The sequence below is a fragment of the Chryseobacterium rhizosphaerae genome, assembly GCF_003385455.1.
GTDB classification, from domain to species: domain Bacteria; phylum Bacteroidota; class Bacteroidia; order Flavobacteriales; family Weeksellaceae; genus Chryseobacterium; species Chryseobacterium rhizosphaerae.
Window position 1 is genome coordinate 130379 of sequence record NZ_QNUF01000001.1, and the last position, 26418, is coordinate 156796.

General features: G+C 35.9%; 23 protein-coding genes and 1 tRNA gene. 19 read left to right on the top strand and 5 right to left on the bottom strand.

Annotated features, from left to right (window positions below; all coding sequences use genetic code 11):
- Positions 1 to 248 precede the first annotated feature (248 nt).
- Positions 249 to 2744 carry a M1 family metallopeptidase gene (locus DRF57_RS00550; RefSeq protein WP_115916326.1) on the top strand — a complete coding sequence of 832 codons (2496 nt, stop codon included), beginning with the start codon at positions 249 to 251 and terminating at the stop codon, positions 2742 to 2744.
- A 127-nt stretch (positions 2745 to 2871) separates the two neighbouring features.
- Here DRF57_RS00550 and DRF57_RS23550 read toward each other — a convergent pair whose 3' ends face one another.
- Positions 2872 to 3027, bottom strand: a complete 156-nt coding sequence (locus DRF57_RS23550) for a hypothetical protein (RefSeq protein ID WP_156126049.1) — start codon at positions 3025 to 3027, stop codon at positions 2872 to 2874.
- Positions 3028 to 3377: 350 nt separating this feature from the next.
- Here DRF57_RS23550 and DRF57_RS24245 point away from each other — a divergent pair, with 350 nt between their 5' ends.
- The 5 genes from DRF57_RS24245 (at position 3378) to DRF57_RS00580 (ending at position 6845) form a co-directional block, all read left to right on the top strand.
- The gene (locus DRF57_RS24245; RefSeq protein ID WP_410493782.1) at positions 3378 to 3530 is read left to right on the top strand and encodes a CCPGW family putative bacteriocin; all 153 of its coding nucleotides are present in this window, start codon (positions 3378 to 3380) and stop codon (positions 3528 to 3530) included.
- 135 nt (positions 3531 to 3665) lie between these two features.
- Positions 3666 to 4313, top strand: a complete 648-nt coding sequence (locus tag DRF57_RS00565; RefSeq protein ID WP_115916330.1) for an O-methyltransferase — start codon at positions 3666 to 3668, stop codon at positions 4311 to 4313.
- Between the two features lie 90 nt (positions 4314 to 4403).
- Complete coding sequence (locus DRF57_RS00570) at positions 4404 to 5120, top strand: C40 family peptidase (RefSeq protein ID WP_047488801.1); 717 nt, start codon at positions 4404 to 4406, stop codon at positions 5118 to 5120.
- A 3-nt stretch (positions 5121 to 5123) separates the two neighbouring features.
- Positions 5124 to 5594, top strand: coding sequence for a DUF1648 domain-containing protein (locus tag DRF57_RS00575; RefSeq protein WP_115916333.1), 471 nt, complete (start codon positions 5124 to 5126; stop codon positions 5592 to 5594).
- 57 nt (positions 5595 to 5651) lie between these two features.
- Positions 5652 to 6845, top strand: coding sequence for a 3-deoxy-D-manno-octulosonic acid transferase (locus tag DRF57_RS00580; RefSeq protein WP_373866360.1), 1194 nt, complete (start codon positions 5652 to 5654; stop codon positions 6843 to 6845).
- Here the strand turns inward: DRF57_RS00580 and DRF57_RS00585 are convergent.
- From DRF57_RS00585 to DRF57_RS00595, 3 genes are read right to left on the bottom strand one after another with little or no spacing between them, the layout of a single operon-like run.
- Entirely contained in the window at positions 6837 to 7463 is a 627-nt protein-coding gene (locus DRF57_RS00585; protein WP_115916337.1) for a deoxyuridine 5'-triphosphate nucleotidohydrolase, read from the bottom strand. The two genes, DRF57_RS00580 and DRF57_RS00585, sit on opposite strands and share 9 nt — an antisense overlap.
- Positions 7463 to 8218, bottom strand: a complete 756-nt coding sequence (locus DRF57_RS00590; protein WP_115916339.1) for a glycosyltransferase family 2 protein — start codon at positions 8216 to 8218, stop codon at positions 7463 to 7465. The genes DRF57_RS00585 and DRF57_RS00590 overlap by 1 nt, the downstream gene beginning before the upstream one ends.
- Before the next feature lie 24 nt (positions 8219 to 8242).
- Positions 8243 to 9220, bottom strand: coding sequence for an acyltransferase family protein (locus tag DRF57_RS00595; RefSeq protein ID WP_084085739.1), 978 nt, complete (start codon positions 9218 to 9220; stop codon positions 8243 to 8245).
- 201 nt (positions 9221 to 9421) lie between these two features.
- Between DRF57_RS00595 and DRF57_RS00600 the strand changes: the two genes are divergently transcribed.
- From DRF57_RS00600 to DRF57_RS00660, 13 genes are all read left to right on the top strand, one after another.
- On the top strand, positions 9422 to 9898 hold the full coding sequence (locus DRF57_RS00600; RefSeq protein ID WP_047488812.1) for a lipocalin-like domain-containing protein: 477 nt from the start codon (positions 9422 to 9424) through the stop codon (positions 9896 to 9898).
- A gap of 180 nt (positions 9899 to 10078) precedes the next feature.
- A complete protein-coding gene (gene leuS / locus DRF57_RS00605) occupies positions 10079 to 12892 on the top strand; it encodes a leucine--tRNA ligase (protein WP_115916341.1) in 2814 nt (937 codons plus the stop codon).
- A gap of 240 nt (positions 12893 to 13132) precedes the next feature.
- Positions 13133 to 13996, top strand: a complete 864-nt coding sequence (locus DRF57_RS00610; protein WP_047488818.1) for a MotA/TolQ/ExbB proton channel family protein — start codon at positions 13133 to 13135, stop codon at positions 13994 to 13996.
- A 61-nt stretch (positions 13997 to 14057) separates the two neighbouring features.
- Positions 14058 to 14660: an ExbD/TolR family protein gene (locus DRF57_RS00615; protein WP_115916343.1), complete on the top strand. Its 603-nt coding sequence runs from the start codon at positions 14058 to 14060 to the stop codon at positions 14658 to 14660.
- 13 nt (positions 14661 to 14673) lie between these two features.
- Positions 14674 to 15246: an ExbD/TolR family protein gene (locus DRF57_RS00620; protein WP_047488822.1), complete on the top strand. Its 573-nt coding sequence runs from the start codon at positions 14674 to 14676 to the stop codon at positions 15244 to 15246.
- Between the two features lie 25 nt (positions 15247 to 15271).
- A complete protein-coding gene (locus tag DRF57_RS00625) occupies positions 15272 to 16114 on the top strand; it encodes an energy transducer TonB (RefSeq protein WP_047488826.1) in 843 nt (280 codons plus the stop codon).
- Between the two features lie 77 nt (positions 16115 to 16191).
- A complete protein-coding gene (locus tag DRF57_RS00630) occupies positions 16192 to 16389 on the top strand; it encodes a DUF308 domain-containing protein (protein ID WP_174772373.1) in 198 nt (65 codons plus the stop codon).
- A complete protein-coding gene (locus DRF57_RS00635; RefSeq protein WP_047488833.1) occupies positions 16379 to 17251 on the top strand; it encodes a PstS family phosphate ABC transporter substrate-binding protein in 873 nt (290 codons plus the stop codon). The genes DRF57_RS00630 and DRF57_RS00635 overlap by 11 nt, the downstream gene beginning before the upstream one ends.
- Positions 17252 to 17342: 91 nt before the next feature.
- Positions 17343 to 18995: a tetratricopeptide repeat protein gene (locus DRF57_RS00640; protein WP_047488837.1), complete on the top strand. Its 1653-nt coding sequence runs from the start codon at positions 17343 to 17345 to the stop codon at positions 18993 to 18995.
- Positions 18996 to 19077: 82 nt separating this feature from the next.
- Entirely contained in the window at positions 19078 to 19797 is a 720-nt protein-coding gene (gene bshB1 / locus DRF57_RS00645) for a bacillithiol biosynthesis deacetylase BshB1 (protein WP_047488840.1), read from the top strand.
- 35 nt (positions 19798 to 19832) lie between these two features.
- Positions 19833 to 19908: transfer RNA gene (locus DRF57_RS00650), tRNA-His, on the top strand.
- Positions 19909 to 20320: 412 nt separating this feature from the next.
- Positions 20321 to 20755, top strand: a complete 435-nt coding sequence (locus DRF57_RS00655; RefSeq protein WP_052188606.1) for a hypothetical protein — start codon at positions 20321 to 20323, stop codon at positions 20753 to 20755.
- 26 nt (positions 20756 to 20781) lie between these two features.
- Positions 20782 to 25824: a DUF4132 domain-containing protein gene (locus tag DRF57_RS00660; protein ID WP_115916345.1), complete on the top strand. Its 5043-nt coding sequence runs from the start codon at positions 20782 to 20784 to the stop codon at positions 25822 to 25824.
- Between the two features lie 168 nt (positions 25825 to 25992).
- On the opposite strand, the gene DRF57_RS00665 is transcribed toward DRF57_RS00660, so the two are convergent.
- A complete protein-coding gene (locus DRF57_RS00665) occupies positions 25993 to 26328 on the bottom strand; it encodes a DUF3276 family protein (RefSeq protein ID WP_034701927.1) in 336 nt (111 codons plus the stop codon).
- Positions 26329 to 26418: the final 90 nt, after the last annotated feature.

Here is a 26418-nt window from a genome sequence, read left to right on the forward strand (position 1 = left end):
AAGAATGTTTTCAAAGATGGAAATAGAGAGTTTTGCTTTTTGTGTAACTTTTAAAGTGATCACACTACCTATTTGATATAAAGAAATTGATATCGAAAATCAATTGGATACATTGAGCCTGTTGGCTTTCTTTTAAAAATAGAAAGAGTTCTGAAAATATTTGAAATAAACAGGAAAACTGAAAAATGGAGAGTGCATTTACTGATCAGAAATTACTCAATATGCCAGACCATAGAAAACAATAACACATGAAAACAATTATTTTATCGCTAAGCATGGTAACTCTTTTTTTTTCCGGAAAAGTTTTTGGGCAAACAGAAACCTCCGGAAGGAAAAAAATCTATAGAGCTACACATACAAAAAGAACGGAGCTTAAGCATACAAAACTGAAAGTAAATTTTGATTATCAGAAAGAAGAGATGAACGGAGAAGAGTGGCTTACCGCTTCACCTTATTTTTATCCGTCTGATTCACTGGTACTGGATGCTAAAGGAATGCTGATCCACGAAGTGGCTATGGATAAAGAAGGACGTAAATCTCCATTACAATATGAGTACAAAAATAATATCCTTAGCATTCGATTAGATAAAACCTATCTCAAAAATCAGGAGTATACAGTTTATATAAAATATACTTCCCGCCCGAATGAAGTAGAGAAACAGGGTAGTCCGGCAAAAGGCTTATACTTTATCAATGCTCAGAGTACGGATCAGAATAATCTGCCTCAGATCTGGACGGATGGGGAAACGGAATATTCTTCAGCCTGGTTTCCCACTATAGATAAGCCCAACCAGAAAACCACTCAGGAAATCTATATGACAGTTCCGGATAAATATGTTAGTCTTTCTAATGGAGTTTTAAAAGATTCCCGAAAAGAACCTAATGCTATGAGAACGGATCATTGGGTAATGGATAAAAGACATTCTGTATATCTTGCTTTTATGGGGGTAGGAGATTATGCAATTGTGAAGGATCAGTGGGAAAATATTCCTATAGATTATTATATAGAAAAGGAATATGAGCCTTATGCAAAGCAAATCTATGGTCATACTCCTGAAATGATGGCGTTTTTCTCTAAAAAACTAGGCTATGATTATCCCTGGATAAAATATGCACAAATCTCGGGAAGAGATTATCCAAGTGCAGCCATGGAAAATACTACCGCCACTTTACATAATACACAGGTATTGCAGAAACCTGGACAGCTGGCAGATGAGAACCGGTGGGAAAATATTATAGCACATGAATTATTTCATCATTGGTTTGGTGATCTGGTGACAGCGGAAAGCTGGAGTAATCTTACCGTAAATGAATCATTTGCGAATTATTCTGAATATTTGTGGTATGAATATAAGTATGGAAAGGACCAGGCAGATTATCATTTAATGTCAGAAATTAATAAGTATATCCATACCCCTTCAGACTTTCAGAAAGATCTTGTAAGGTTTGATTATGATTCCTCCGAGGATGTTTTTGATTTAGTATCGTATCAAAAGGGAGGGGGAATTCTTCACATGCTTAGAAATTATCTGGGTGATGAAGCTTTTTTCGCCGGAATGACCGATTATTTAAAAACCTATGAATATCAAAATGCAGAGGCTGAGCAATTGAGGCTGTCATTTGAGAGAATATCTGGAAAAGACCTGAATTGGTTTTTCAATCAATGGTATTATGGCAGTGGAAATCCTCAATTAAACTACTCCTATACTTTTGAGCCCGTAAAAAAACAGGTAGAAGTTACAGTCAATCAGTCTCAGGAAAAAGAGTTTGAGTTTCCTTTAGCCATTGATGTTTATGACAATGGGAAGCCGGTACGGCATAATGTATGGGTTACTGCCAAAGCGAAAAATACTTTTAGCTTTAATGTTTCTAAAAATCCGGATGTAGTCAATATAAATGCAGATGGAATATTGGTTTCCGAGATTACGGATAAGAAAACTGCTACGCAATATCTAATGCAATTCGTTAACTCTAAAGAATTTTCAAGTCGTTATAAAGCATTGACAGGCATAAAAGAGAATCTGAATGATCCTGCATCTGTCAAATTATTATCTGCCGCCCTTAAAGATCCTTTCTTCAGAATCCGTATCAAAGCATTGGAAATACTAGATGTTTCCAAACCTGAGCAGGGGAAAATATTAATTCCTGATATTGAAAAATTAGCAGCCAATGATTCTAAAACATTGGTGCAGGCAGCCGCTATTTCAGCGTTAGCAAAAACAAAGAATAAAAAGTATTTTCCTTTATTTGAAAAGGGATTGAATGCTACGTCCAATGCCGTAAGAGGAAGTGCGTGGCTAGCCATGATAACAGTAGAGCCTTCAAAAGCAGATGATTTAGCGGATAAAATTGATCTTTCCGATGCGTCCAAAGATATGCTTATTAAAATGATTCCCATTGTTGTTAAAAATAAAGTGACCTCCCAAATGAAGAATATTACTTCTATTGTGGCATTTTATCCGTTTATTAAATCTCAGAATCCGGAACTGGGAAAATTTTCTGAAGAAGGCTTTAATTGGATTATGACTTCTGATAATGCAGCAGCAACGGAGGGTATTGTTAGAATTTTAAGTCAGGCAAAAACTGAGATGTTAAAAAATGCACAAGCCAAAGCGATGGTTTCTCAGATGTTGAAAGAAGGGCTGTCAAAAAAAATGGAATTTCTGAAACTGAATCCGCAAAAAGCTGAAAGTGTCAATAAACAGATCACGGCTCTGAATAAAATAATAGAAGAGTATAAATGATAGTTGTGAAAAGATATTTTAAGATAAGGGAGAAATCAACCAGAGAAATAAAAATCAAAAGTAATCACTATTTACCTTCAAGGTCTATATAAAAAAATCCCGAAGTAATTCGGGATATGTTTTTTAATTAAATTAATTCTTCCTTTTTTAGGAGAGAAATAATTTTTTGCAAAAATGAATTGGATATTTCAGTCTTCGTTTTTTTTGCAGAAGAGGGTGTCTTACTTTTCAGTAAAACATTTTTTTGATTCTCACGGTTAGTTTGTTTTTCTTCTGCAATCATTTTCGTAGTGTTTTTACCCTTTGTTCTACTCGCAAAATTATACATATTGTAGCAGCAAAAACATCCGTATTTTCACGGTATTTTATATGGGGATTTTCCTGATAACTCGATCATATCTATAGCGATTTCTGAATAGAATCTGGAAAAACAAAATTCCCATGAAACATATTTGTTCAAGATACTTTGTGTAAAAAATCAACAAAAACACAAGTAATTATGTTTTAAATTACATTGAATCATGTTATTAGTTAATGAATATTGCGTATATTTAAATCTCTATAAAAGGAAATATAATACAGAGGTATCCGAAAATCTTAAAGAGTAGGAAAATAATACTAAACAAAATAAATATGAAAAATTCAAAAAAACTTTCAAGAGAACAGATGAAAGAAGTACAAGGTGCTATCCGTTGGTGCAACCCTCAGATTATTTGTCGCGTTACAGAAGACTGCTGCGAAGGATGGGTATGCGGTACACCTGGTCAGTATTGTATAGCTTACTAATGATTTCTTCTACCTGGAAGCAAGTATATAAAGAGAGATTGATTTCTCTCTTTTTTTGTTTTGTACATGGAATAGAAACAAGGGTTGCTCAAAAAGAAATTTTAAAATCCTTAAATTTGTTTAAATTAAATTTTTATGAGTTTTTTTGAAGAAAAGAATCCTGAAATGGACAGGTATTTGGAGGCACATGCTTCTTCAGAATCAGAAATACTGAAAAAGCTGAGACGCGAAACCTATCAGAAAACGACACAGCCCCATATGATTTCAGGATATCAGCAAGGAAGACTTTTAACCATTATTTCCCAAATGCTGAAACCCCAAAATGTTTTGGAAATAGGAACATTTACAGGATATGCTACATTGTGTCTGGCAACAGGTCTTGCTAAAGATGGAAAAATTACAACATTGGATGTGAATGAAGATCTTGCCTATCTGCCAAAGAAATATTTTGAGGCAAGTGAATATGCCGGTCAGATTGAATTCAGGCTTCAGGATGCTAAAGAGTTTTTGAAAGAAACAGATGAGGTTTTTGATCTTATTTTTGTGGATGCTGATAAAGAAAATTATGCAGACTATTTTAGACTCATTAAACCCAGAACGAAATCCGGATCGGTAATCATGTTTGATAATGTCTTGTGGTATGGAAAAGTACTGGAAGAAAACCCAAAGCAGAAATCTACGCAGTCTATTAAAGAATTAAATGATTTAGCGGCAAAAGATGAAGATTTCGAAAATCTTATTTTACCTTTGCGTGATGGAGTAAATTTTCTGAGAAGAAAATAAATTAAAAGATTTAAAAATTAAAAAAAATAAAAGATTTTACGGAATCTGATTTTTTAATTTTTAAATCATTCAATCTTTTAATCTTAATGAATGAATAAAGGAATTTGTATTGTTACAGTAGCACCGGTCCGTGCTGAAAATTCTGACAAAGCGGAAATTGTTACGGAAATATTGTTTGGGGAAAGTGCTGATATTTTGGAGGTTAATAAAAACTGGACAAAGATAAAAATGCACTATGATGGTTATGAGGGATGGATGGACACAAAACAGTTAAAGCCTGTAACAGATGAAGAGCTTGCCAACAGAAAAGTTACTATCGTTACTGAAGACTTTTCTTCGGTACTCATGAACGACGGTAAAACTTTGCTGTCTATGGGTTCTGAAGTGGAATTTCCTGCCGTAGCTTCAAAAAGAAGTCATGACCTAAGGGAAAGTATTGCCTTAGCCGCACGTGAATTCCTTAATGTACCTTATTTATGGGGTGGTAAAAGTTTCTTTGCCGTAGATTGCTCTGGTTTTACGCAGTTGATTTATAAAATTCATGATATAAAATTACCAAGAGATGCTTCTCAGCAGGCTGAAGTAGGAGAAGCTCTTACTTTTGTGGAAGAAACACAGCCTGGAGATCTTGCCTTTTTTGAAAATGCTGAAGGAAAGATTATCCACGTAGGGATTATGCTGGAAAATCAAAAAATTATCCATGCCTCAGGAAAGGTGAGAATTGATACATTGGACTCCACAGGGATCTTTAATAAAGAAATGAATAAACATACCCATAAGTTAAGAGTACTTAAAAGTGTTATTTAAAATATGAAAATTTCCAGCATATTATTAATTGTAAATACACTATTGCTTATTGCAATTTGGGTCTTTACCGGAATTAAATATGCTGCATTACCAGAGATGGTTCCTACTCATTTTGACTTTCAGGGAAATGTAGATGGAGAATCCGGGAAAACCGCGATCTGGGCCCTTCCGTGTATTGCTACTTTTATTTCTGTTCTTTTTGTTGGATTATCGAGATATCCCAATTCTACTTTATTGAACGTTCCTAAAAGTTTTCGTAATAAAGAGACTTTAGAGCTGTATATGTTTTCTCTGCAGTTTCCTGTAATGCTTTTATTTTTAGATATTATTATTGAGAGTGTTCGGGTAGCGGAGGGTAAGCAGACTGAGCTCAGTAATGTCATTTTTTTTATTCTAGGATTGCTGTTTACAGTGATTGGAGTAGGATTAGTGAAATCAATTCAGGAGAGATTCACAAAGAAATCTAACGATTAAATCAAATCAAAATTGAAACTGATTTACAACATATTTATTAGCCTTCTCATTTTCGGAATGAAGGTTTTCTCTTTGATTAATGATAAAACTAAAAAAGGCGTTGAGGGAAGAAAGCAGTCTTTGAATAAAGTAAAAGCCGCTTTTTCAAAAGAAGACAGAGTAATCTGGATGCATGCCGCTAGTTTGGGAGAATATGAGCAGGGATTACCGGTTTTGGAGCAACTAAAAGAAAGACTGCCGGATCATAAAATTCTGGTGACGTTCTTTTCTCCGTCGGGTTATGAAAACGTTGTTAAAAAGAAACATATCGCAGATGTAATCTGCTATCTCCCTTTTGATAAAAAAAATACTGTAAAAGACTTTGTATCACAGTTTAATCCTCAACTGTTTTTTACGGTGAAATATGATTATTGGTATAATCTGCTGGCAGAGCTTAAGAATAAAAATGCAAAAGTTTATGTGATTTCTGCATTATTCTACGAAAGGCAATCTTTCTTTACTTCTTATGGAAAATGGTTTGTAAAACAACTTCAGAGAAATGTAGATTGGTTTTTTCACCAGACTAAGTTTTCCCTTGCTCTTGCTAAAAGTGTAGGTTTGGTAAAATCTTCAGTAACGGGAGATACCAGATTCGATCGGGTCAGACAGCTTAGGCTACGTGATAATCATGTAGATTATATTGCCGATTTCATAGGGAATAATAAAGCAATTGTTTTTGGAAGCTCATGGCAGGCCGAGGAAAAAATTGCAGCAACGGTATTCCGAAAAAATTCCGGATTAAAACTGATTTTAGCGCCTCATGACTTGAAAAGAGTAGAGCATTTAAAAAATATTTTCCCTGAAGCATTGTTGTATAGTGAAATACAGACTTCTCCAGCCACAAATCTCAATACTCAACTCTTAATTATAGACAGCATAGGTTTATTGTCCAAGTTGTATTCCTATGCAGATGTTGCCGTAGTGGGAGGCGGTTTTCATGATGCAGGACTGCATAATATTCTGGAGGCAGCAACATTTGGTATTCCTGTTATTTTTGGGAATCGGTATAAGAAGAATCCTGAAGCAGATGATCTTATTTCTGTAGAAGGAGGAAGATCTTTTGCTGATGAAGCCACTGCTGCAGAATTTGTCTTATTTCTTGCCAATGAGGATAACAAAGAAGAATTGGAAACCATGTCTCAGAATGCTCAGAAATTCGTCGACGGAAAGCCTAATTCTACAGAAATAATCCTTCAGAAAATTCTATCTTAAAAATCCCTGGCTTTTGATCTCTTTCATAATCGTTTCAAGATCGTCGGGAATCTTTTCGCATTCAAGCCAGTTGATATCAAGACCATTATTGATGCAGAGCTTTTGCAGGTAGTGATTTTCAGAAATTTTATGTTGAGTGTCTCTCAGGAGTTCATCAATTTCCATCCAATAGTCTTCATCCAGCTTTTTAGCTAAAATCAGATACTTAAATATTTTATTAATAATGTAAAGATACAGCTTGTAGACATTGTCAAATCTCTGTCTGCTGAGGTCTTCATTATATTCTAAAATGGCATTGATCATCAGTAAATTAAGAGAAATATCTCCAAATTTATCCGTGGTGATCTTTACATGCTCTGTAACTTCCGCGCTTATTTTACGGATAATGGTCAGGAAATACTTAGCATTGCCAATATATTTTGAGGCTAAAAGAACCTTTTCCGCCACTTCTTTTTCCATTGCATTTCTTTTATCGTCCGTGGTTTCAGGATCAATAAGTTCGAAATATAATTTTTTAGACAACAGTTTGTCCTTTCTTAAAAGTCTGAAAATAAGTTTATCCTTATCCGTGCTGGAAAAAGCACTCAGCGCTATTTTAAATTCTTTTGAATACTCCATTAATTAAAAATCTTTGAATACTTTAAAAATCCGTTTACTGCCCAGTTGACAGTGTAATACAATGATTTTACAGTAGAAAAGCCCATGAAATCCTTATAGACTAAATATTGGTCTTTGATAATGTCTTTTTTCTTTCTGGAAACACTGTTTTCACGCATTCTGTATTTCGCCATTGTTTTGTTGATGGGCATTCCTTCAGGAATTACTTTCAAAAGGTTCAGCCACATCACATGATCCTCACGTTTACTTTTTACCGGGAATAAAAATTTCCCTACTCTTTTGGTATCATACATGGTTGAAACCGGGGCCAGTCTGCATGTTTTCAGAAGATTTGAGAAAGTAACTACCGTGTCTGCCATAAAATCTTTTAATATAGGCTTCAGATGCTCATCACATCGGGAGTAATTGCAGTACACAAGCTCTGCATTATGTTCCTGCATATAATCAGTCATGGTTTCTATATATTCCGGATACCAGTAATCATCAGAATCAAGAAAAGCAATATATCTTCCCTGAGCTCTTTCAAGACTTTTATTTCTGGCATTTCCTGCGCCACCGTTTTTTTCCAATACCAGTAATTTTATTCTGGGATCATTGTACCTCCTGAGGATTTCTACCGTATTATCTTTAGAAAGGTCATCTGTGATCAGCCATTCCCAGTTGTCATAGGTTTGATTAAGAACAGATTGTATAGTTTCTTCAATGAATTCTGCAGAATTATAACAGGGAGTGATGATGGAGACAAGGTCTTTCATTTGCGGTTTTAAATATGTTCAAAATTATAAAAATCTTTTTTCATAAAAGTGCCAGGAAGAAACTCCTATTCCAATTACGGTCAGCATACAGATAATACCCATTACATAAGGATTATAATCTTCAAAGAGTCCTAAGGTCTGGAATACCCGGATAACAGGGAAGTGGAATATATAAATGCCGTACGTAAAGTCTCCGTATTTTCCGAAGTTATTCAGGAATTTAAAAGAGTAGGCAATATACAGTACAATAATGCTGATCATGATAGGAGAGAACAGTTTTATTTTAAAAATAAGATCTATCCATACAGTGATTATAGCGATTATAAAAAGTGTATGCTTGTGTTGGATGAATTTGTCGAAATTAAAATACAAAAGCATCCCGCCAATGAAATAACATAATGATCCGGGTAATTGTCTTGAGATGGCTGGCTTTCCTGTCATTTCAAAATAATTAAGAAATACCAGTGAAAGAAAATACAGGACAATCAGACTTACATTTCTGTATTTGTTGTTTTTTCCGAAGAATAAAAACATGAAGGGAACGGCAATATAGAAACACATTTCTATTTTAAGGGTCCACAATGCACCATTTACAGCCTGGTTGCCAAATACTCCGGGAAGCCATGGTGATTTAAAATTCATGAAAATTGAATTCCAGAACCAATATTTGTAGACCTGTGTATTGCCGAAATATTCAGAAAATGGCAGCTTGCTTACAAGACTTAGTAAAACTGTGCAGAGAAATACCACCAATAAATAGGCAGGCACGATTCTGTTGAACCTCTTTTTTGCATAGCTTTTTAAGCTGGAAGATCTTTCATAACTTCTTGCAATTAAAAAGCCACTGACGATAAAAAACGAAAAAACCGCGACTTCTACTGGGCTGTGTTCTAAAAATTTAAGTTGAGGAGAGACGCTTAAGGCGCCTAAATGTCCCACAAATACAATGAACGCCAGGAGAACACGGATAAAGTCAAAATTATTTTTCGTTATATCTTGCATTTTTTTCTTTCTTACCTACAAAAATAACTTTTTTAATAAAATAGAGGGCTTTTCGAAGGTTCAATATTTGTTAAATAAAGGCAATATCGTCCTTAAGTGTTTAAAAAAATGTATAAATAAAGGTTGACTCAATAATTTTTCACAAAAAATAGTAATATAAATCAAAAAAATTATAATTTTAGCCCTTGAAAAAATTGATCTATGAAGAAATTAGCACTACTATTTGCCGGGTTATCATTATTTGTAGCTACCGGATGTAATGATGATAAAGATCCTGTCATGGAGGCACCTATTGTGGGGGTCTGGCAGCCTTTAAAGGAAGTGGTTACCACCGTGGAAGTAAATGAGCAGCCGGTTTCGGATGTTATTACGTATTCCACATGTCAGAAAGAATCCAGATGGAGGTTCAATACTGACGTTCTGGGCAAAAGAACTGACTGGGGAGATACGGCTACACCAGGGCAGTGTGCTATTATTTCTGATAAAAATTTCACCTATACTTATGATAAAAGCAGTAAATCTGTACAGATAAAGTATCAGGGGATTGTAGAGCCGGTTACTGCAAAAGTGGTTACCCTCGATGCTACAACGCTCAATCTAGCAGTAAGAGAAGAAACACAGGATCCGACTGTATTTAAAACAAGAACCTATACTTTCAAGAGAATTCCTCAGCCTTAATAAGTATACTTCAAGATATAAAGCAGATCTCATCCCAGGATGAGATTTTTTTGTTGGGTACCGATTGGTAATTAATAATAAATTAAATTTTTATTTCTTTTAAAATCATTAATTTTGTGAATCTTGTTAAAAGAAAATGACATTCAATAGTTAAAGTCTAACATATAACATATATATAAAGTGTTTTACGATCATCAGCAGATAGAAAAAAAGTGGCAGAAATACTGGGAGGAAAATCAAACCTATAAAACTTCCAATAACACAGATAAACCTAAATTTTATGTACTCGATATGTTTCCGTATCCATCCGGGGCAGGGCTTCACGTAGGTCACCCGCTTGGATATATTGCTTCGGATATCTATGCGAGATATAAAAGACACCAGGGGTTTAACGTTCTCCACCCGGTAGGATATGATAGCTTTGGGCTTCCTGCTGAGCAGTATGCAATCCAGACAGGACAGCATCCGGCAATCACTACAGAACAAAATATCAACAGATACGAAGAGCAATTAAGAAAAATTGGATTTTCATTCGATTGGAGCAGAGAAGTAAGAACGTCTGATGCTTCTTATTATAAATGGACACAGTGGATTTTTATCCAACTGTACCACTCTTGGTATAATAAAAATACAGATAAGGCAGAAGCTATAGATACCTTAATCAAACATTTTGAAGAAAAAGGTACAGAAGGGCTGAATGCCAATCAAAATGATGAACTTAGCTTTACCGCAGAAGAATGGGTGAATGCTTCTGATGTGGATAAAGAAGATATCTTATTAAATTATCGTCTTTCCTACAGAGCAGAAACAACGGTGAACTGGTGCCCTGCTTTGGGAACCGTGTTGGCAAATGATGAGGTAAAAGACGGAAAGTCTGAAAGAGGTGGTTTCCCAGTATTCCAGAAAAAAATGATGCAGTGGAGTATGAGAATCTCTGCCTACTCTGAAAGATTGTTACAAGGGCTTACCCAATTGGATTGGCCACAGCCTCTGAAAGATGCCCAGGAATACTGGATTGGAAAATCTCAGGGTGCTCAGGTGAAATTTCAGGTAGAAGGTCATGATGAGATCGTTGAAGTTTTCACCACAAGACCTGATACTATTTTTGGTGCTACTTTTATGGTGTTGGCTCCGGAGAATCCATTAGTGGAAACCATTACTACAGCTGCCCAAAAAGCGGAAGTAGATACTTATATAGAAGAAACTTCCAAAAAAACAGAAAGAGACAGAATGGCTGACGTGAAAAACGTGAGCGGAGCTTTTACCGGAAGTTATGCAGTAAATCCTTTCAGTAATGAGAAGATGCCGATCTATATTTCAGATTATGTATTGATGGGATATGGAACAGGAGCTGTAATGGCTGTACCTGCCCATGATGAACGTGACCACAGATTTGCTAAGAAATTTAACCTGGAAATTAAAAAAGTGGTGGAGACTGAAGAAGACGTTCAGGAGAAATCTTTTGATTCTAAAGATTCTGTCTGTGTCAATTCTGATTTCCTAAACGGACTGCATTATAATGATGCCAAGTCGAAAATGATTTCAGAAATCGAAAACAGAGGAATTGGTCATGGAACAACAAACTACAGACAGCGTGATGCCATTTTCTCAAGACAGCGTTATTGGGGAGAACCTGTTCCTATATATTATAAGGAAGGGATGCCATATACGTTACCGGTTTCTGCTTTACCATTGGAACTTCCAGAAGTTGAAAAATATTTACCTACTGAAGATGGAGATCCTCCATTAGGAAATGCAAAAGTATTTGCGTGGGATGAGGCAAACCAAAAAGTGGTCTCTACAGATTTAATTGATGATCAAACTATTTTCCCAATAGAATTGTCTACCATGCCGGGTTGGGCTGGAAGCTCATGGTATTTCCTTAGATATATGGATTCTCAGAATGACGGAGAGTTCTGTGCAAAGGATCTTTCAGATTATTGGGGACAGGTAGACTTATATATAGGAGGTAGTGAGCATGCAACAGGACACTTGTTATATTCCCGTTTCTGGAATATGTTCTTAAAAGACAGAGGTTGGATCAACCATGATGAACCTTTCCAAAAACTGATCAACCAGGGGATGATTTTAGGAATGAGTGCTTTTGTATACAGAATAGACGGAACCAATCAATATGTTTCTAAAAATCTGGCAGCCGATTATAAGACTCAGCAAATCCATGTTGATGTATCCTTATTAAAAGGAACTTCTGATGAATTGGATACAGAAGCGTTCAAAGCATGGAGACCAGACTATGCCAATGCAGAGTTTATTTTTGAAGATGGAAAATACATCACAGACCGTGAAGTAGAAAAAATGTCCAAATCAAAATACAATGTAGTTAACCCGGACGATATCTGTGAAGAATATGGAGCAGACGGTTTAAGACTGTATGAAATGTTCCTGGGACCTTTAGAACAATCTAAGCCTTGGAATACACAGGGGCTAAGTGGAGTCTATGGTTTCCTTAAGAAATTCTGGAATCTGTATTTTAACGGAGATGTATTTGAAGTTTCTGAGGAAGAACCTACCAAGGCGGAATATAAAGTTTTACATACCTTAATAAAGAAGGTAGTTTTTGATATTGAGAATTTCTCTTTCAATACTTCGGTGTCATCATTTATGATCGCTGTAAACGAGCTACAGAAAATAAAATGCAACAAACGCAATATATTGGAACCATTAGCCGTTATCATTTCTCCGTATGCACCTCACATCTGTGAAGAGCTTTGGAGCTTACTGGGACACGCTACATCTATCGAATTTGAAAGATTTCCAGCATTAAATGAAGAATATCTTGTTGAAGATGAAATTGAATATCCGGTAAGTGTAAATGGTAAAATGAAGTTCAAAATTTCCCTTTCTGCTCAATTATCTGCTAAGGAGGTGGAAGATTTGGTGATTTCAAATGAAAAAATGCAACAGATTTTGGAAGGTAAAACCCCTAAAAAAATCATTGTTGTCCCTCACCGTATTGTGAATATCGTAATTTAAAAAAAAATTAACATTGGGAAATTAAAAAAAATGGGGTGCTAATTTTTTTGATTTTTTAACTCAAATGTTAAATTTGGAAAAAATATATAAAATATCTAAGAATAATTATTATTTTAAAATCGTATTAATTTTTCTTTATCAAAAAAAAGCAAAATGTTTAATTAAGACTCTTGCATTTTAATTAATTTTGCCTTTAATTTACACCCTGTAAAAATTTAAAACAATATAATTTAGTTAAATATGGAAATGAATGTTTCAAAAAATGATGAGCAAGTAGTTGCTAGAAAAGCGGGAGGTTTAAATCCAGCTGTTATTATTCCTATTCTATTTGCTATAGGAATTTGTATTTATTTATTCGTTCTTGGTAACCCAGGAAACTTTAAAGATGCAGACAAACTAGGTAGTGGTTCTGTAGCTTTCTCAAGTGTTGAAGGAAAAGACATTCACCCAGAGTCGTTTTTAGGTATTATCTACAAAGGAGGGGTTATTGTACCAATCTTGATTACTTTCATGATTACGGTAATTGTTTTCTCTTTTGAAAGATATTTCGTACTTGGTAAAGCTGCCGGAAAAGGAAACTTAGACAACTTCGTTGTACAAGTAAGAAGCTTACTAAACCAAAACAAAATTGATGAAGCTCTTGAAGAGTGCGATAGACAACAAGGTTCAGTAGGTAACGTAGTAAAAGAAGGTCTTACTACTTACAAAGCTCTTTCTCACGATACAACTTTAAATAAAGAGCAGAAAATGGTAGCTCTTAACAAAGCTATCGAAGAAGCTACTACTCTTGAGATGCCAATGCTTGAGAAAAACATGATGATCCTTTCTACTTTAGGTACGGTTGCTACGCTAATCGCACTTTTAGGAACGGTAATCGGGATGATCAAGGCATTCTTCGCATTAGGTTCAGGAGGAGGTACTCCAGATGCTGCTGCACTTTCTACAGGTATCTCTGAAGCATTGATTAACACAGCTTTAGGTATTGGTACTTCAGCAATCGCTATTATCCTTTACAACTTCTTTACTTCTAAAATTGATGGATTAACTTACAAGATCGACGAGATCTCTATGAGTATCCAACAGTCTTTTGCTGAATTCAACTAAGAATTAGCAAGGTATTTGCATTGGCAATTAAAAGAAGTTTAATTAAAAATATTTTATAATAATGGCGAGAGTCAAACCAAAAAGACATGGAGTAGTGACGGACATGACCGCGATGTGTGACGTTGCGTTCCTACTACTTACATTCTTTATCTTGACCACTCAGTTTAAAAAACCTGACGTGGAGCAGATTAAACCGCCATCTTCAATATCAGAGAAGTTACTTCCTGACGCAAGTTTGATGACTATCAACGCTACTCCAGACGGAAAATTTTATTTCCAGCCAGTAGAAAATGCATCAGAGAGATTACAGCTTTTAGACAAAATGGGCCAAAAGTATAATATTACTTTTGACAACAAACAAAAAGCATCATTTCAGAAAGTACAAGCTATTGGGGTTCCTATGAACCAACTGAAAAGCTATCTCGATTTGTCAGATGAGGAGCAGAAAAATTTCAGGAGTCCTAAAGGGATTCCTATGGATAGTACAAATAAGCAGTTAGTTGACTGGGTACAGCAGAGTTTGAGCGTAAATCCTGATTACAAATTAGCAATCAAGGGTGATGTTACGACTCAGTATCCTAAAGTTAAAAGCCTATTTGAAGGTTTAAGAGATATTGATTTTCTTAAATTCTGGTTGATTACATCACAAGAAGGTAAACCATAATATATCATTAGAAATGGCAGAAGTACAAGTACAGGAAAAAGGCGGCAAAGGCGGCAAAGTACGTTCCAAGAAGCAGAATACCAGAGTCGATATGACTCCTATGGTGGACTTGGGTTTTCTATTGATTACCTTCTTTATGTTCACAACCACATTTAGTAAACCGAATGTAATGGATTTGGGTCTTCCGGCTAAACCTAAAAAGGATCAACCGAAACCACCTCCAACAGAAATTAAACTTTCTAACTCAATTTCCTTATTATTGGGTAAAGACAATAGGATTTTTTGGCATCAGCAGGATAATACTTCTTTAACTGATCAGAATCTTAATGAAACTTCTTTCGATAGAGAAGGGATTAGAAAAGTAATTGAGCAGGCAAGAGCAAACGCGGCAGATAAAACGAAATTTACTGTTATTATCAAACCGACTGACGATGCTGTATATAAGAACTTTGTAGATATTCTTGACGAAATGGCAATTACCAAAAGTGAGCAATACGGGGTAACCGATGTGAAGCCTTGGGAGCTAGCCGTTTATAATAAGAAGGTTGGTAACTCTGGAGCTCCTGCAGCACCAGCAACAAAGTAATTTAACCATAAAATTGTAAAAATCTATGGCAGATGAAAATGTATACAATCAGAATCTTACTTTAGACGAGATTGTATTTGAAAATAGAAACAAGGAATATGGTGCCTATGATCTTAGACATCAGTATCCGAGACTTCTGACAAAATCATTTATTGTTGGAACGGCATTATTCCTGGTTGCGGCATTGTCTCCTTTTATTTATCTTACCATTAAGAGACTTACTGAGCCACCTAAGCAAGAAGTGAAGGCAGACTTGGTAGAAATTCTTCAGGAAGATAAAATTATTGAGCAGCCAAAAGAAGAAGAACCACCTCCACCACCTCCACCTCCAAAAGAAGAGGAGAAAATTGAGGTAATTCAGAACGTGGTTCCTGAGCCTGTAAAAGCTCCGAAAATTGAAACTCCACCACCACCGATTTCTAAGCAGTTGGAAACAACAACTGGTTTGAACAATCAGGAGGGGGTTAAAGCTCCGGCTTATACGCCACCACCGCCACCACCATCTACAGGTACTAAAGCTAGTACTGTGGAAGTAAAAGCGAATAATCCTAACGAGATCTACAAAGATGTAGACCAGTCTGCAGAATATCCTGGAGGTATGGGTGCACTAAGAAAGTTCTTAGGGGATAACTTCGATACTTCTCTAATGGAAGGAGGTGAAGGTACGCTTAAAGCTAAGCTTAAGTTCGTTGTAGAAAGAGACGGAACTGTTTCTGGTGTTACCATTGAAGAGAAATCTCCAAATGGCGACTTTAACAGTGAAGCGATTCGTGTAGTTAAGAAACTTAAAAAGTGGACTCCAGCGAAAAGAAATGGAGAAAGCGTTAGATCTTACTATAGCGTTCCATTTACTATGAACTTTGAATAATTAGACTTATTTATTCATAATATAAATAAAAAGAGAGGCATATGCTTCTCTTTTTATTTTTTTTGTATTTTTGTTACATGATGTTCAATTGGTTATCCCTGGTTACGGGATTGTTTTATATCGTTTTAGGAATTGTAGTCATTATCTATAAATTCTTTTTTACAATTTTGGAACCTGCTATTGCCTATGCAATGGGAACTGTTCTGATTATTTATGGAATTTTCAGGATTTACAGGGCGATTTCAAAAATTAAAAAATCGAAGAATGAAGAATAGTTTTAAGATTGTAGTTGTTTTTATTCTGAGTATAATGCTCATCAACTGCAAAAAGGAAGAGAAATCTCCGTCTTACAATAAAGGTGACCTTACAATTTTTACTGACGAATCTTTTCAAAGTGTTACAGAAGCATTAGCCGACGGCTACATGATCAATTATCCGGAAACACGTATTAAAGTTGCTACAAAAAAAGAGGATTTAGGCCTTCTTGACCTCCTGAATGGGAAGGCAAAGGTTATTGTAATGTCGAGAAACCTGACTACAGAGGAAGTGAAAACTTACGAAGAGAGAACTGATTTAAAGTTCTTACCCTCAAAGTTTGCAGCGGACGCAGTGGTTTTCGTAGTTCCTAAAAATTCTCCCAAGGAAAGCATTTCAATGGAAGAGATTAATGAGGGAATGTTATCAGAGAACAAAAATTTTATTTTCGATGGTACGAATTCCAGTAATTTGAATTTTGTTGCTGAAAAGCTGAAAAAACAGCCGAAAGATCTTAAGTTTTCAATTATCCCCGGGAATAAGAAAATCATAGAAGAATTGGGTCAGTATCCTGATAAAATTGGAGTGGTGGGATTAAATACCTTTAGCCGCCCTTACGATAAAGCTTCTGAAAAATTAAGAGAAATGGTTAAGGTGCTTCCTGTAGTACAGAAAGGGAAGCAGTACACTCCTGATTTTGAAGGGCTTCGTTCAATGGAATATCCATTTACAAGAGTTCTTTATTTTCTGGCAAATGAAGGTAATTTTAACATCGCTAACGGATTTATGAGATTTTCATGTACTCATTTGGGGCAGAAAATTGTTCAGAAAGAAGGTTTACAGCCTTATAACGTATACCGTAGAGAGGTACAAATGCGTTAAAAATTATTAAATTCACAATATACCCTATCAAAAAGTATTATTTTGGTCTGAAAATTGTGTAGAATATAACTCAAATATTTAGAAATATAAAATGAAAGATATAATGAATATGAATGTAAAGAAAATTGCTTTTGGAGCAGCTGTGGTATTTTTTGCCGGTTTTACCTCTGCACAAACACTGCAGGATGGTATCAACAGTATAGACAGTGATAAATTTGCTCAGGCAAAAACTAACTTCACTGACATGATCACTAAAGAGCCTACTGCTGAGAACTACTTCTATTTAGGAAATACTTTCTTAAGACAGGGTGAACCAGACTATGCTAAAGCTATTGAAAGCTTTAACAAAGGGGTAGCTGCTGACGGAAAGAGTTATCTTAACAAGATTGGTTTAGCTGCTGTAAAACTAGGTAAAGGTGATAAAAGTGCTATTGCTGAAATTCAGAAAGTAGTAACCGATTCAAGAGAAAAAGATGCTGAAGTACTGTTCAGAGCTGCTGAAGCATTAACATTATTTGAAAAAAACAGTTCGCCTGATCTTGCTATTCAGTTCCTGACTAAAGCGATTGAAAAAGCAGAGAAAAAAGGAGTTCCTGCACATTACTATTATACATTAGGAGATGCTTACAGATTGAAAAGAATGCCGGGAGATGCTATGTCAGCATATGATAAAGCATTACCATTGGCTAAGAACAAAGCGTCTGTTTATACGAGAATGGCTACCTTATGGATGGCTGCTCAACAATGGCAACAAGCTAAGCAGAACATTGATAAAGCTATCGGTGTAGATGCTACTTATGCACCTGCCTATAAAGCGCTTGCATCTTACGATATCAGATATCAGCAAAATGCTAAGGCTACACAAGACCTTATCAACTATACAAAATATGCTGATGAAGATCCATATACTCAGTTAGAAATTGCTAAATTATATTTCACTAACGAAGATTATACAAACTCTAAAACAGTATTGGATAAAATCTTTGATAAAATTGAAGATCCTATCAAATTCAAATTAAGAGCGTACCAGTCTTATGCTGATGGAAACTATGCTGAAGCAAAACAAAATATGGATACTTTTGTTTCTCAGGCAGAAAAAACAAGAGTATTACCTGCAGATCAAGGTTTACAGGGACTTATTGCTGCTGGATTAGCAAAAACAGAAACTGATGCTGCTAAAAAATCTGCTTTAACTACTGAATCTCAACAAAAAATTGCTATTGCAAAAGCTGCTAAAGATGAGACCATGAAGTGGGATCTTGAATTAGCTAATATTGCAGGAGGTGGTGGTGCTTCTCAGGCAGAAGCGGATAAAGGACCAACTAACCCGACTATTGAAGGTTTGAAAAAACAAGTTGCAGCTAATGCTCAGGATTCTGATGCTTTATTTAAATTAGCAACCGCTTATCAGGATGTTAAAAACTGGAATGGAGCAATTCTTACTTGGCAGAAAATGAGTGCACTTCTTCCAGATTGGGCACCTGCTTATTACAGCCAGGGATATTCTTACCAACAGGCTGGAAATAACGAGGCAGCAAAAATTGCTTACGAGAAGTTTATTTCTACTGTGAAACCTGCTGATCAGGAAGCTAACAAGCAAACTCTAGCTTATGCTTATTTTGCTGTAGCGTACATGAATAAAGATTCTGATGCTGCAAAAGCTAAAGATTATGTAGCAAAATCATTACAGCTTGATCCTACATATCAGGATGCTGTAAAATTAAATGCAGAAATCAATAAGTAATTTAAAATTTAAATTATAGATATTAAAACTTCCCATTCGTAATGTTTGGGAAGTTTTTATTTTAAACCTTATCTTTGGATACATGAAAACTGATATACTTGCTTTTGGAGCACATCCTGATGACGTAGAATTAGGCTGTGGCGGAACTATTGCTAAAATGGTTTCTGAAGGAAAAAAATGTGTTGTTGTAGATCTTACAAGAGGAGAACTCGGAACAAGAGGTACAGATGAAACAAGAAAAGCGGAAGCAGCAGACGCTGCCAGGATTTTAGGTCTTTCTGCAAGAGAGAATCTAGGAATGAAAGATGGATTTCTTGTCAATTCTGAAGAATATCAGATGAGGATCGTAAAAATGATCCGCAAATACCGCCCGGAAATCGTATTGGCTAATGCGATTGATGATAGACATCCGGACCATGCAAAAGGAGCGAAATTAGTGTCGGATGCGTGCTTCTTGTCCGGACTGAGAAAAATTGAAACAGTAGAGGAGGGCGAGAGCCAGGAAGTCTGGAGACCCAAGCATGTTTTTCATTACATTCAATGGAAAGATATCAAACCGGAATTTGTAATTGATATCTCAGAACATCTTGACAAAAAACTTGCAGCCTGTATGGCTTATAAAACTCAGTTTTATGACCCCACTTCTAAGGAACCTGAAACTCCAATTACAACAAAAGACTTTTATGAGAGCTTAACTTACCGTGCACAGGATTTAGGACGTTTATCGGGAGTTGCTTATGCTGAGGGATTTACGTCTGAGAAGTTAATTGCAATGAAAAATTTTGAAGGAATTGTTTGGTAATTAAAAAATCTTTCCTATATTTGCACTCACAAAACGGTGATTGTAGCTCAGTTGGTTAGAGCGTCGGATTGTGGTTCCGAAGGTCGGGGGTTCGAGACCCCTCATTCACCCAAGAAAAGTACACTTTTTAAAAGTGTACTTTTTTATTTTATACCTGTTTCTAAGGTTCAATAAAAGTGGTTTTTTCTTTTTTCTGAGAATATTTTACCCATAATCTATTCATATTCTTCATGTCAACGCTCAAAAAGGGTATTACCTGTAACGGAGTTGTTGTTTTTAGCGGACTAATAATATAATTAAGTGATCAAATAATCGATATAGATCATCAAATGAATAGGAACGGGCTTTAGCCCGTTTTTTTTATTATCAATACTCAAGTCAACGGCTTTAGCCAAAACATAGGATTAAAACAATCTGTATTTAAAAATTTTCGCTCTGCTTTTCTTGATATTCATCATAAAATCTCAAATTGATCCAATAGCACTGCAAAATTTTCCTATATTTAATCACACTAAGTTCAAATATGGAAATAAAGGTCACTGTAAAGCAGTTGGGGAAAAAACACCCTGTTCTTTCGGAACAAAAAATTGAGATCAATTACGAGGATTCACACATTACATTACAGCATTTATTACAACTGGTTGTTCAGCAGCAAGTGGAGGCATTCAATGCACAATCATTTGAGCTGGAAGATGAAGACTATACTAAAACTCCTCAGGATCATTATCTCAATATTCTTACAGATACCGGAAAAGCAGGTTTTGGAAGTATTTATAACTTAAAAAAGGCGGATGTAGACAAAGCGCAGGAAAATGTTATTCAGGCTTTTGAAGACGGAATGTTTGCTGTGTTTTATAATGATGAACAGCTGGAAGACCTTTCTCAAACCATAGACTTAAGTTTACAATTTACCTTTGCTTTCATCAGGCTTACATTTCTGGCAGGAAGTTACTGGTAATCTATTTATACTAAACATCAAAAAACATGGAAATCAACGAAAAGTTAGAATCAAAAAAGGTTATAACAAATTATTATGAAAAAGTAAGAAAAGACCTGATAGAGCAATCAGAAAATGGAATGTCTACTCAGATATTTCCTGATAGACCTTTGCTTAAGAAAGAAGTTGCAGAATTAGGCTTATTGTTGAGTGGAAAACCTAATTCTTATGAGATTGTAACTTTAGGTTCCAAAACTTCTGAAACACTTAAAGACTATATAAAATCTGATCTCTGGGAAGATCAGGACTACTATAATTTATTGGTTTATTTCTTTGGGGATGACGCAGATCTGGTAAAATATGTATGGAATAAAATGCCATATAAAATGTATCAGACAGGGTATTATCGACGTTCGTTTCGGGCTCCTCATCAGGAAGAATATATACTACTGAATCAGATTAATTTAATAAGAAGTCTCTTACGTCTTCCGCAGCGGAATGCTTATAATCAGGAATTTTATAACCTTTCATTAGAGGAGCAGATTATATATGACAGTGAAGTATCTAATAATAGCAGCCAGTTCTATATATGGTCGGCAGCTATTGATACGGGGAATACGGCCATTTATCAGTTGATTGAAGATATTATATTCAATAAACATACTCAGGGAGAAGTATCTTTGAATATTATCAAAGCTTTGCTCAACAGTGAACAGAAGCATTGTTGGGAACTGGTGGAGAAACTTTTGCTTGCTGCCCAGCGTCAGGAAGGATTACGCCAGACGATATTAGAAGCCCTGGATGAAACAAGTATAGGTGCATTGGAATATATGACCCATGTGATCGTAGAGCATAAACTCACTCGTTTTTCATCGGTTGTTCGGGCGGTAGATACCTGGACGGGCTTAGGATGGGAAGCAGAGAAAGAATCTGTGGTAAAAAATATTGTATCATTGGCTCATACCTATTTCAAAAATCCTGAACTGATTCCTGATGCTATAAAAAGCAAGAATAATAATGAGGTTTATATGGCACTTTGGGCACAGGCGGTATGGGATGTGGAAAAAACCGTACCTTATCTGCATCAGTTGTTTGAGAAAGGCAATGAAGAAAAAAAATGTTTGGCAATTAAATTTGCGATAGAAACGCAGAATCCTTACATTCAGATGCCTCTGTATTATAAAGCCGTGCTGGAAGGGGATATGCAGGTATTGGCGTTCACCGGGCAGCCGCTTTCAGAATTATTAAGTGCCAATACAAAATCTAAATTTTTTATCAATAATAAAGATTATCCGGACTTTTTTGAAAAACTGCATGAGCTGACTCAAAAAATCGAGATAAAAGAAAAGAAATTTGAAGGAAAAGTATTCTCCTGGCTGAAGACTACATTTAAAAAGAGCGATTTATATGCTTCCATGTTTTATCTGGTAGGAGAAGACAGCCATAAACTGGAGGTGATACTTTCTTATTTTGATCAGTTTGATCTTTCCTTACGGGAGCTGCTTACCCGAAATATTCTAGGGGATTTTTACTGTTATTCCTTATCTTATAATATCGGTAAACAGAAGAAAAATACGGTAACCCCTTTTCAAAAAGAGTTTGCCTTTAAGGTTATAAAAGATAGGGGTGAATCTCTGATCGCTTCAGGAATCAATGTTCTGCATCAGAATCCTTTACATAAAGAGGAAATAATGATCTTTTTCGATATGTTTAAAAGAAAAGGTGGAACTCTCCGTAAAAAACTTATAGAACTGGTGATTGCACAGGAAGATGCCGAAATCACTCCTTTGATTGATGAACTCACAACTAAAGGGGATATCGAGCAGCGGGCTGCTTCTTTGGATATGATGCTTCAACTTCAAAAAGAGAAGAGATTGTCTGCTCAGATTTTTCGATGGACACAGCAATATACCGAAAGGACAAAGGTATCCGAAAGAGAACAGAGTTTGCTGGATCAGCTTCATCCTTCCGATGATAAAAAAATACTTTCTGCTGAAAACGGATTCGGGTTTTATGACCCTTCTGTGATCTCAAAATATGCGTTACCAGCAGTGGAAGCCAGTTCGGTATATGCACAGGCCGTTAAAACAGATAAATATGGATTTTCAAAGCCTCTGACCCAAGTAAAAGAAGAATTAAAAAAACTTAATGATATATTTCTGCAGCATAAAGACTATGAGTATGAATCTGAAGACTGGAGTGGTTCAGTAACAGTTGAATTGATGGGAAATACTTTCCGTCAGATAAAAACTAATACCGATGGATTTACTCCACAACAGCTCGCTGACAATTATCCTTTGTCTGAAGTCTGGGAACAATGGTATAAAGATTCTGGATTAGAGCCCAGAGACCTGTTTTTACTGACCTTTGCAGATACTTGTGACCGGAAAGTATTCAGGGACTTTTTGGAAGATTATGTATTTTATAATCAGGGTGTTATTCCTAATCCTACGAAAGGAAACTATCACTGGGATAATGCGATTAATAAAATTCTTTACTCACTGCAGCATCTATTTGTATTTGAGGAAAAAGTGGATTTCTTACAGGACGCCTGCAGTACCCTGTTTGCTCATCTTCCTGAAAATATTATTAACTATAAAGGAAAAGATAACAAAGACTATTATTACTCATATCAAGGAAATGGCTGGCAGCAACTGTCTTTCTTTGATGTGTTTTTAAGGGCGGTTCCGTTGAAAAATCTTACCGAAGAACAACATCTCAAACAATGGAATTTATACCGATGGATGCAGTATAATGGATTGCAGGAAAATATAACAAATAGTGTTCCCCCCTTCCATATATTCTGTAAAGCCTATGAGTTGAAAGCCATTACCCGAGAAGAGCTTTATGAGGGAATCCTCACTGCTGATTCTGCAATCAGGGACCTTACCATCACCAAATTCTATCATCATAATGAGAAATATCTCGAGGTATTTCCGTTCTTAAAACCGATGATTGAAGAAATACAGGATAAATTCCTGGATATAGAGCTTATTCGTGGGGATGTCAACACAGCTGTTTCTCATTTTGTACAGCAGTTTCAGACGATATATGGAACACATCGTTTTATTCAGCTTCTGAAAGGATTAGGGAAGTCCGGGTTATATGCCAATTATATATACAGCTATACTGGGGAAAGTATGACAAAGCAGAAGCTCTTTTCCTGGCTTATTTCGAATTGCTATCCTTTGGAGAATGATACACAGGAAGCATTTAACGAGATGGTGAAAAAAGAAAAGATTACAGAACTTCGCCTGATACAGGCTGCAGTATATGCACCGCAATGGCAAAAGCTGATAAGTAATTATTTGGGTTGGAAAGGTTTGGATTCGGCGATCTGGTGGATGCATGCCCATACAAAAACAGGAGCTTATGAAGCACAGAATGCAAAACTGGAAAGCGAAGTTGCAAAATATTCCTCAGTAGATATTCAGGAGTTTAAGGATGGAGCCGTGGATAAAGATTGGTTTACAAAAGCTTACAAAGAGCTAGGTAAAGCAAGATGGGAGATGCTTTATGAATCTGCTAAATATATATCTGATGGAAACGGACACCGACGGGCGAGGCTTTATTCCGACACACTGGCTGGCAGCTTAAAAATAAAAGAAGTAACGACAAAGGTAAAAGACAAGCGTGATCAGGATTATCTCCGTGTATATGGACTGGTACCGTTGAGTAAAACCAATCCTGAGAAAGATGTCCTGAACCGTTATGAATACATCCAGCAGTTCAAAAAAGAAAGTAAGGAATTTGGCTCTATGAAACAGTCGAGTGAGGCGCTGGCTATTCGGGTAGCATTAGAAAACTTAGCCCGAAATGCAGGGTATCCTGATCCGATAAGGCTGACCTGGGCTATGGAAACCAAACAAATTCAGAATCTTTTATCAAAAGAAACACAGGTTACCATTGACGGAGTTACAGTAGGCTTAATTATAGAAGACAATGGTAAAGCAGAGCTTGTGGTATTCAGAGATGATAAACAGCTGAAGTCTATTCCGCCAAAGATTAAAAAAGATAAAGCTATTATAGAACTTGGGAACTACCGTAAAATCATGCGTGAACAATGGACGCGTTCCCGAAAAGGATTGGAGGAAGCAATGATCAGGGGAGATGAGTTCTTTTTTGCTGAAATCAAGAAACTTTTTGAACATCCTGTTATTGTAAAGCATTTAGAGAAACTGGTATTTATTTCCAGTGATCATAAAATCGGATTTTTCCATGATGGAAACCTGATCAATACTGATGGTGAAATACAGGAAGTAAATGAACATCATACTTTGCGTATCGCCCATTGTGTAGATTTCCATCAGCATTCAGTCTGGAATGATTACCAGCATTACTGTTTTAAAGAAAAGCTTATTCAGCCATTCAAACAGATTTTCAGAGAGCTGTATGTTCCTACCCCTGACGAATTGAAAGAAAAATCTGTATCCCGTCGTTACGCAGGACATCAGATCCAGCCCAAGCAGACTTTGGCTTTGCTTAAAACACGTGGATGGAAAGTAGATTATGAAGAAGGCTTACAGAAAGTGTATCATAAGGAAGGGTTCCAGGTCAAGCTTTATGCAATGGCCGATTGGTTTTCACCTGCCGATATAGAAAGCCCGACATTGGAAACGATAGAATTTCATTCTTTAAAAGATGCTAAGAATATTCCTTTTGAAGAGATCAGTCCAAGACTGTTCTCAGAAGTAATGCGTGATGTGGATCTGGTAGTCTCGGTAGCTCATGTGGGAGGTGTAGATCCGGAAGCCAGTCAGTCTTCTATTGAAATGCGGACTGTACTGATGAAAGAAACGGCTCGTTTATTTAAACTTGAGAATATAAAGATTGAAGGTTCACACGTATTGATAAAAGGGAGCTTGGCAGAATATAGTGTGCATTTGGGAAGTGCTGTAGTACATCAGGTTCCCGGACATTATCTTTCCATACTTCCTGTTCATTCTCAGCATAGAGGCAGGCTGTTTTTACCTTTTGCAGATGATGATCCGAAATCTGCTGAAGTATTATCTAAAGTACTGTTACTATCTAAAGATAATGAAATACAGGATCCAACGATACTTTCACAGATAAAACGGGAGTACGTATAAAATACAGAAAGTACACTTTTCAAAGGTGTACTTTTTTGTTTTTTCAAACTTTACATTTGCTAAGCCATAAGCCATAAGCCATAAGCCATAAGCCATAAGCCATAAGCCCAATTTTTTCCACAAAAAAAGCATCCTTTTTCAGATGCTTGTGTTTTTAGATATTCTTTTTTAAACTTCGTCGTCAGAATCAATCGTAAAAGATTTGCTTTTGAAGTCTTTGTCATGTTTTTCAGAAATTACATCCTCCCCCTTTTCATTAATGATGAAATCTGTGGACTCATTAAACATCTCCTGAAAACTTTTAAAATCTTCCTTATAAAGGTAAATTTTATGCTTCTCGAATGTAGCTTCCCCATTCTCTCCGAAATTTTTCTTACTCTCAGTGATTGTAAGATAATAATCTCCTGCTTTCGTCTCGCGCACATCAAAGAAATAAGTTCTTCTCCCTGCTTTTAACACCTTAGTGAAAATTTCATTTTCATGGCGTTCCTTGTATTCACTCATTGTTAGATATTTTTTAATCTTGTTAAGAACAAATATAAAAGAATTCTTTTAATCACAAAATTTTTTTTATGATTTATTTAACAATTGAGA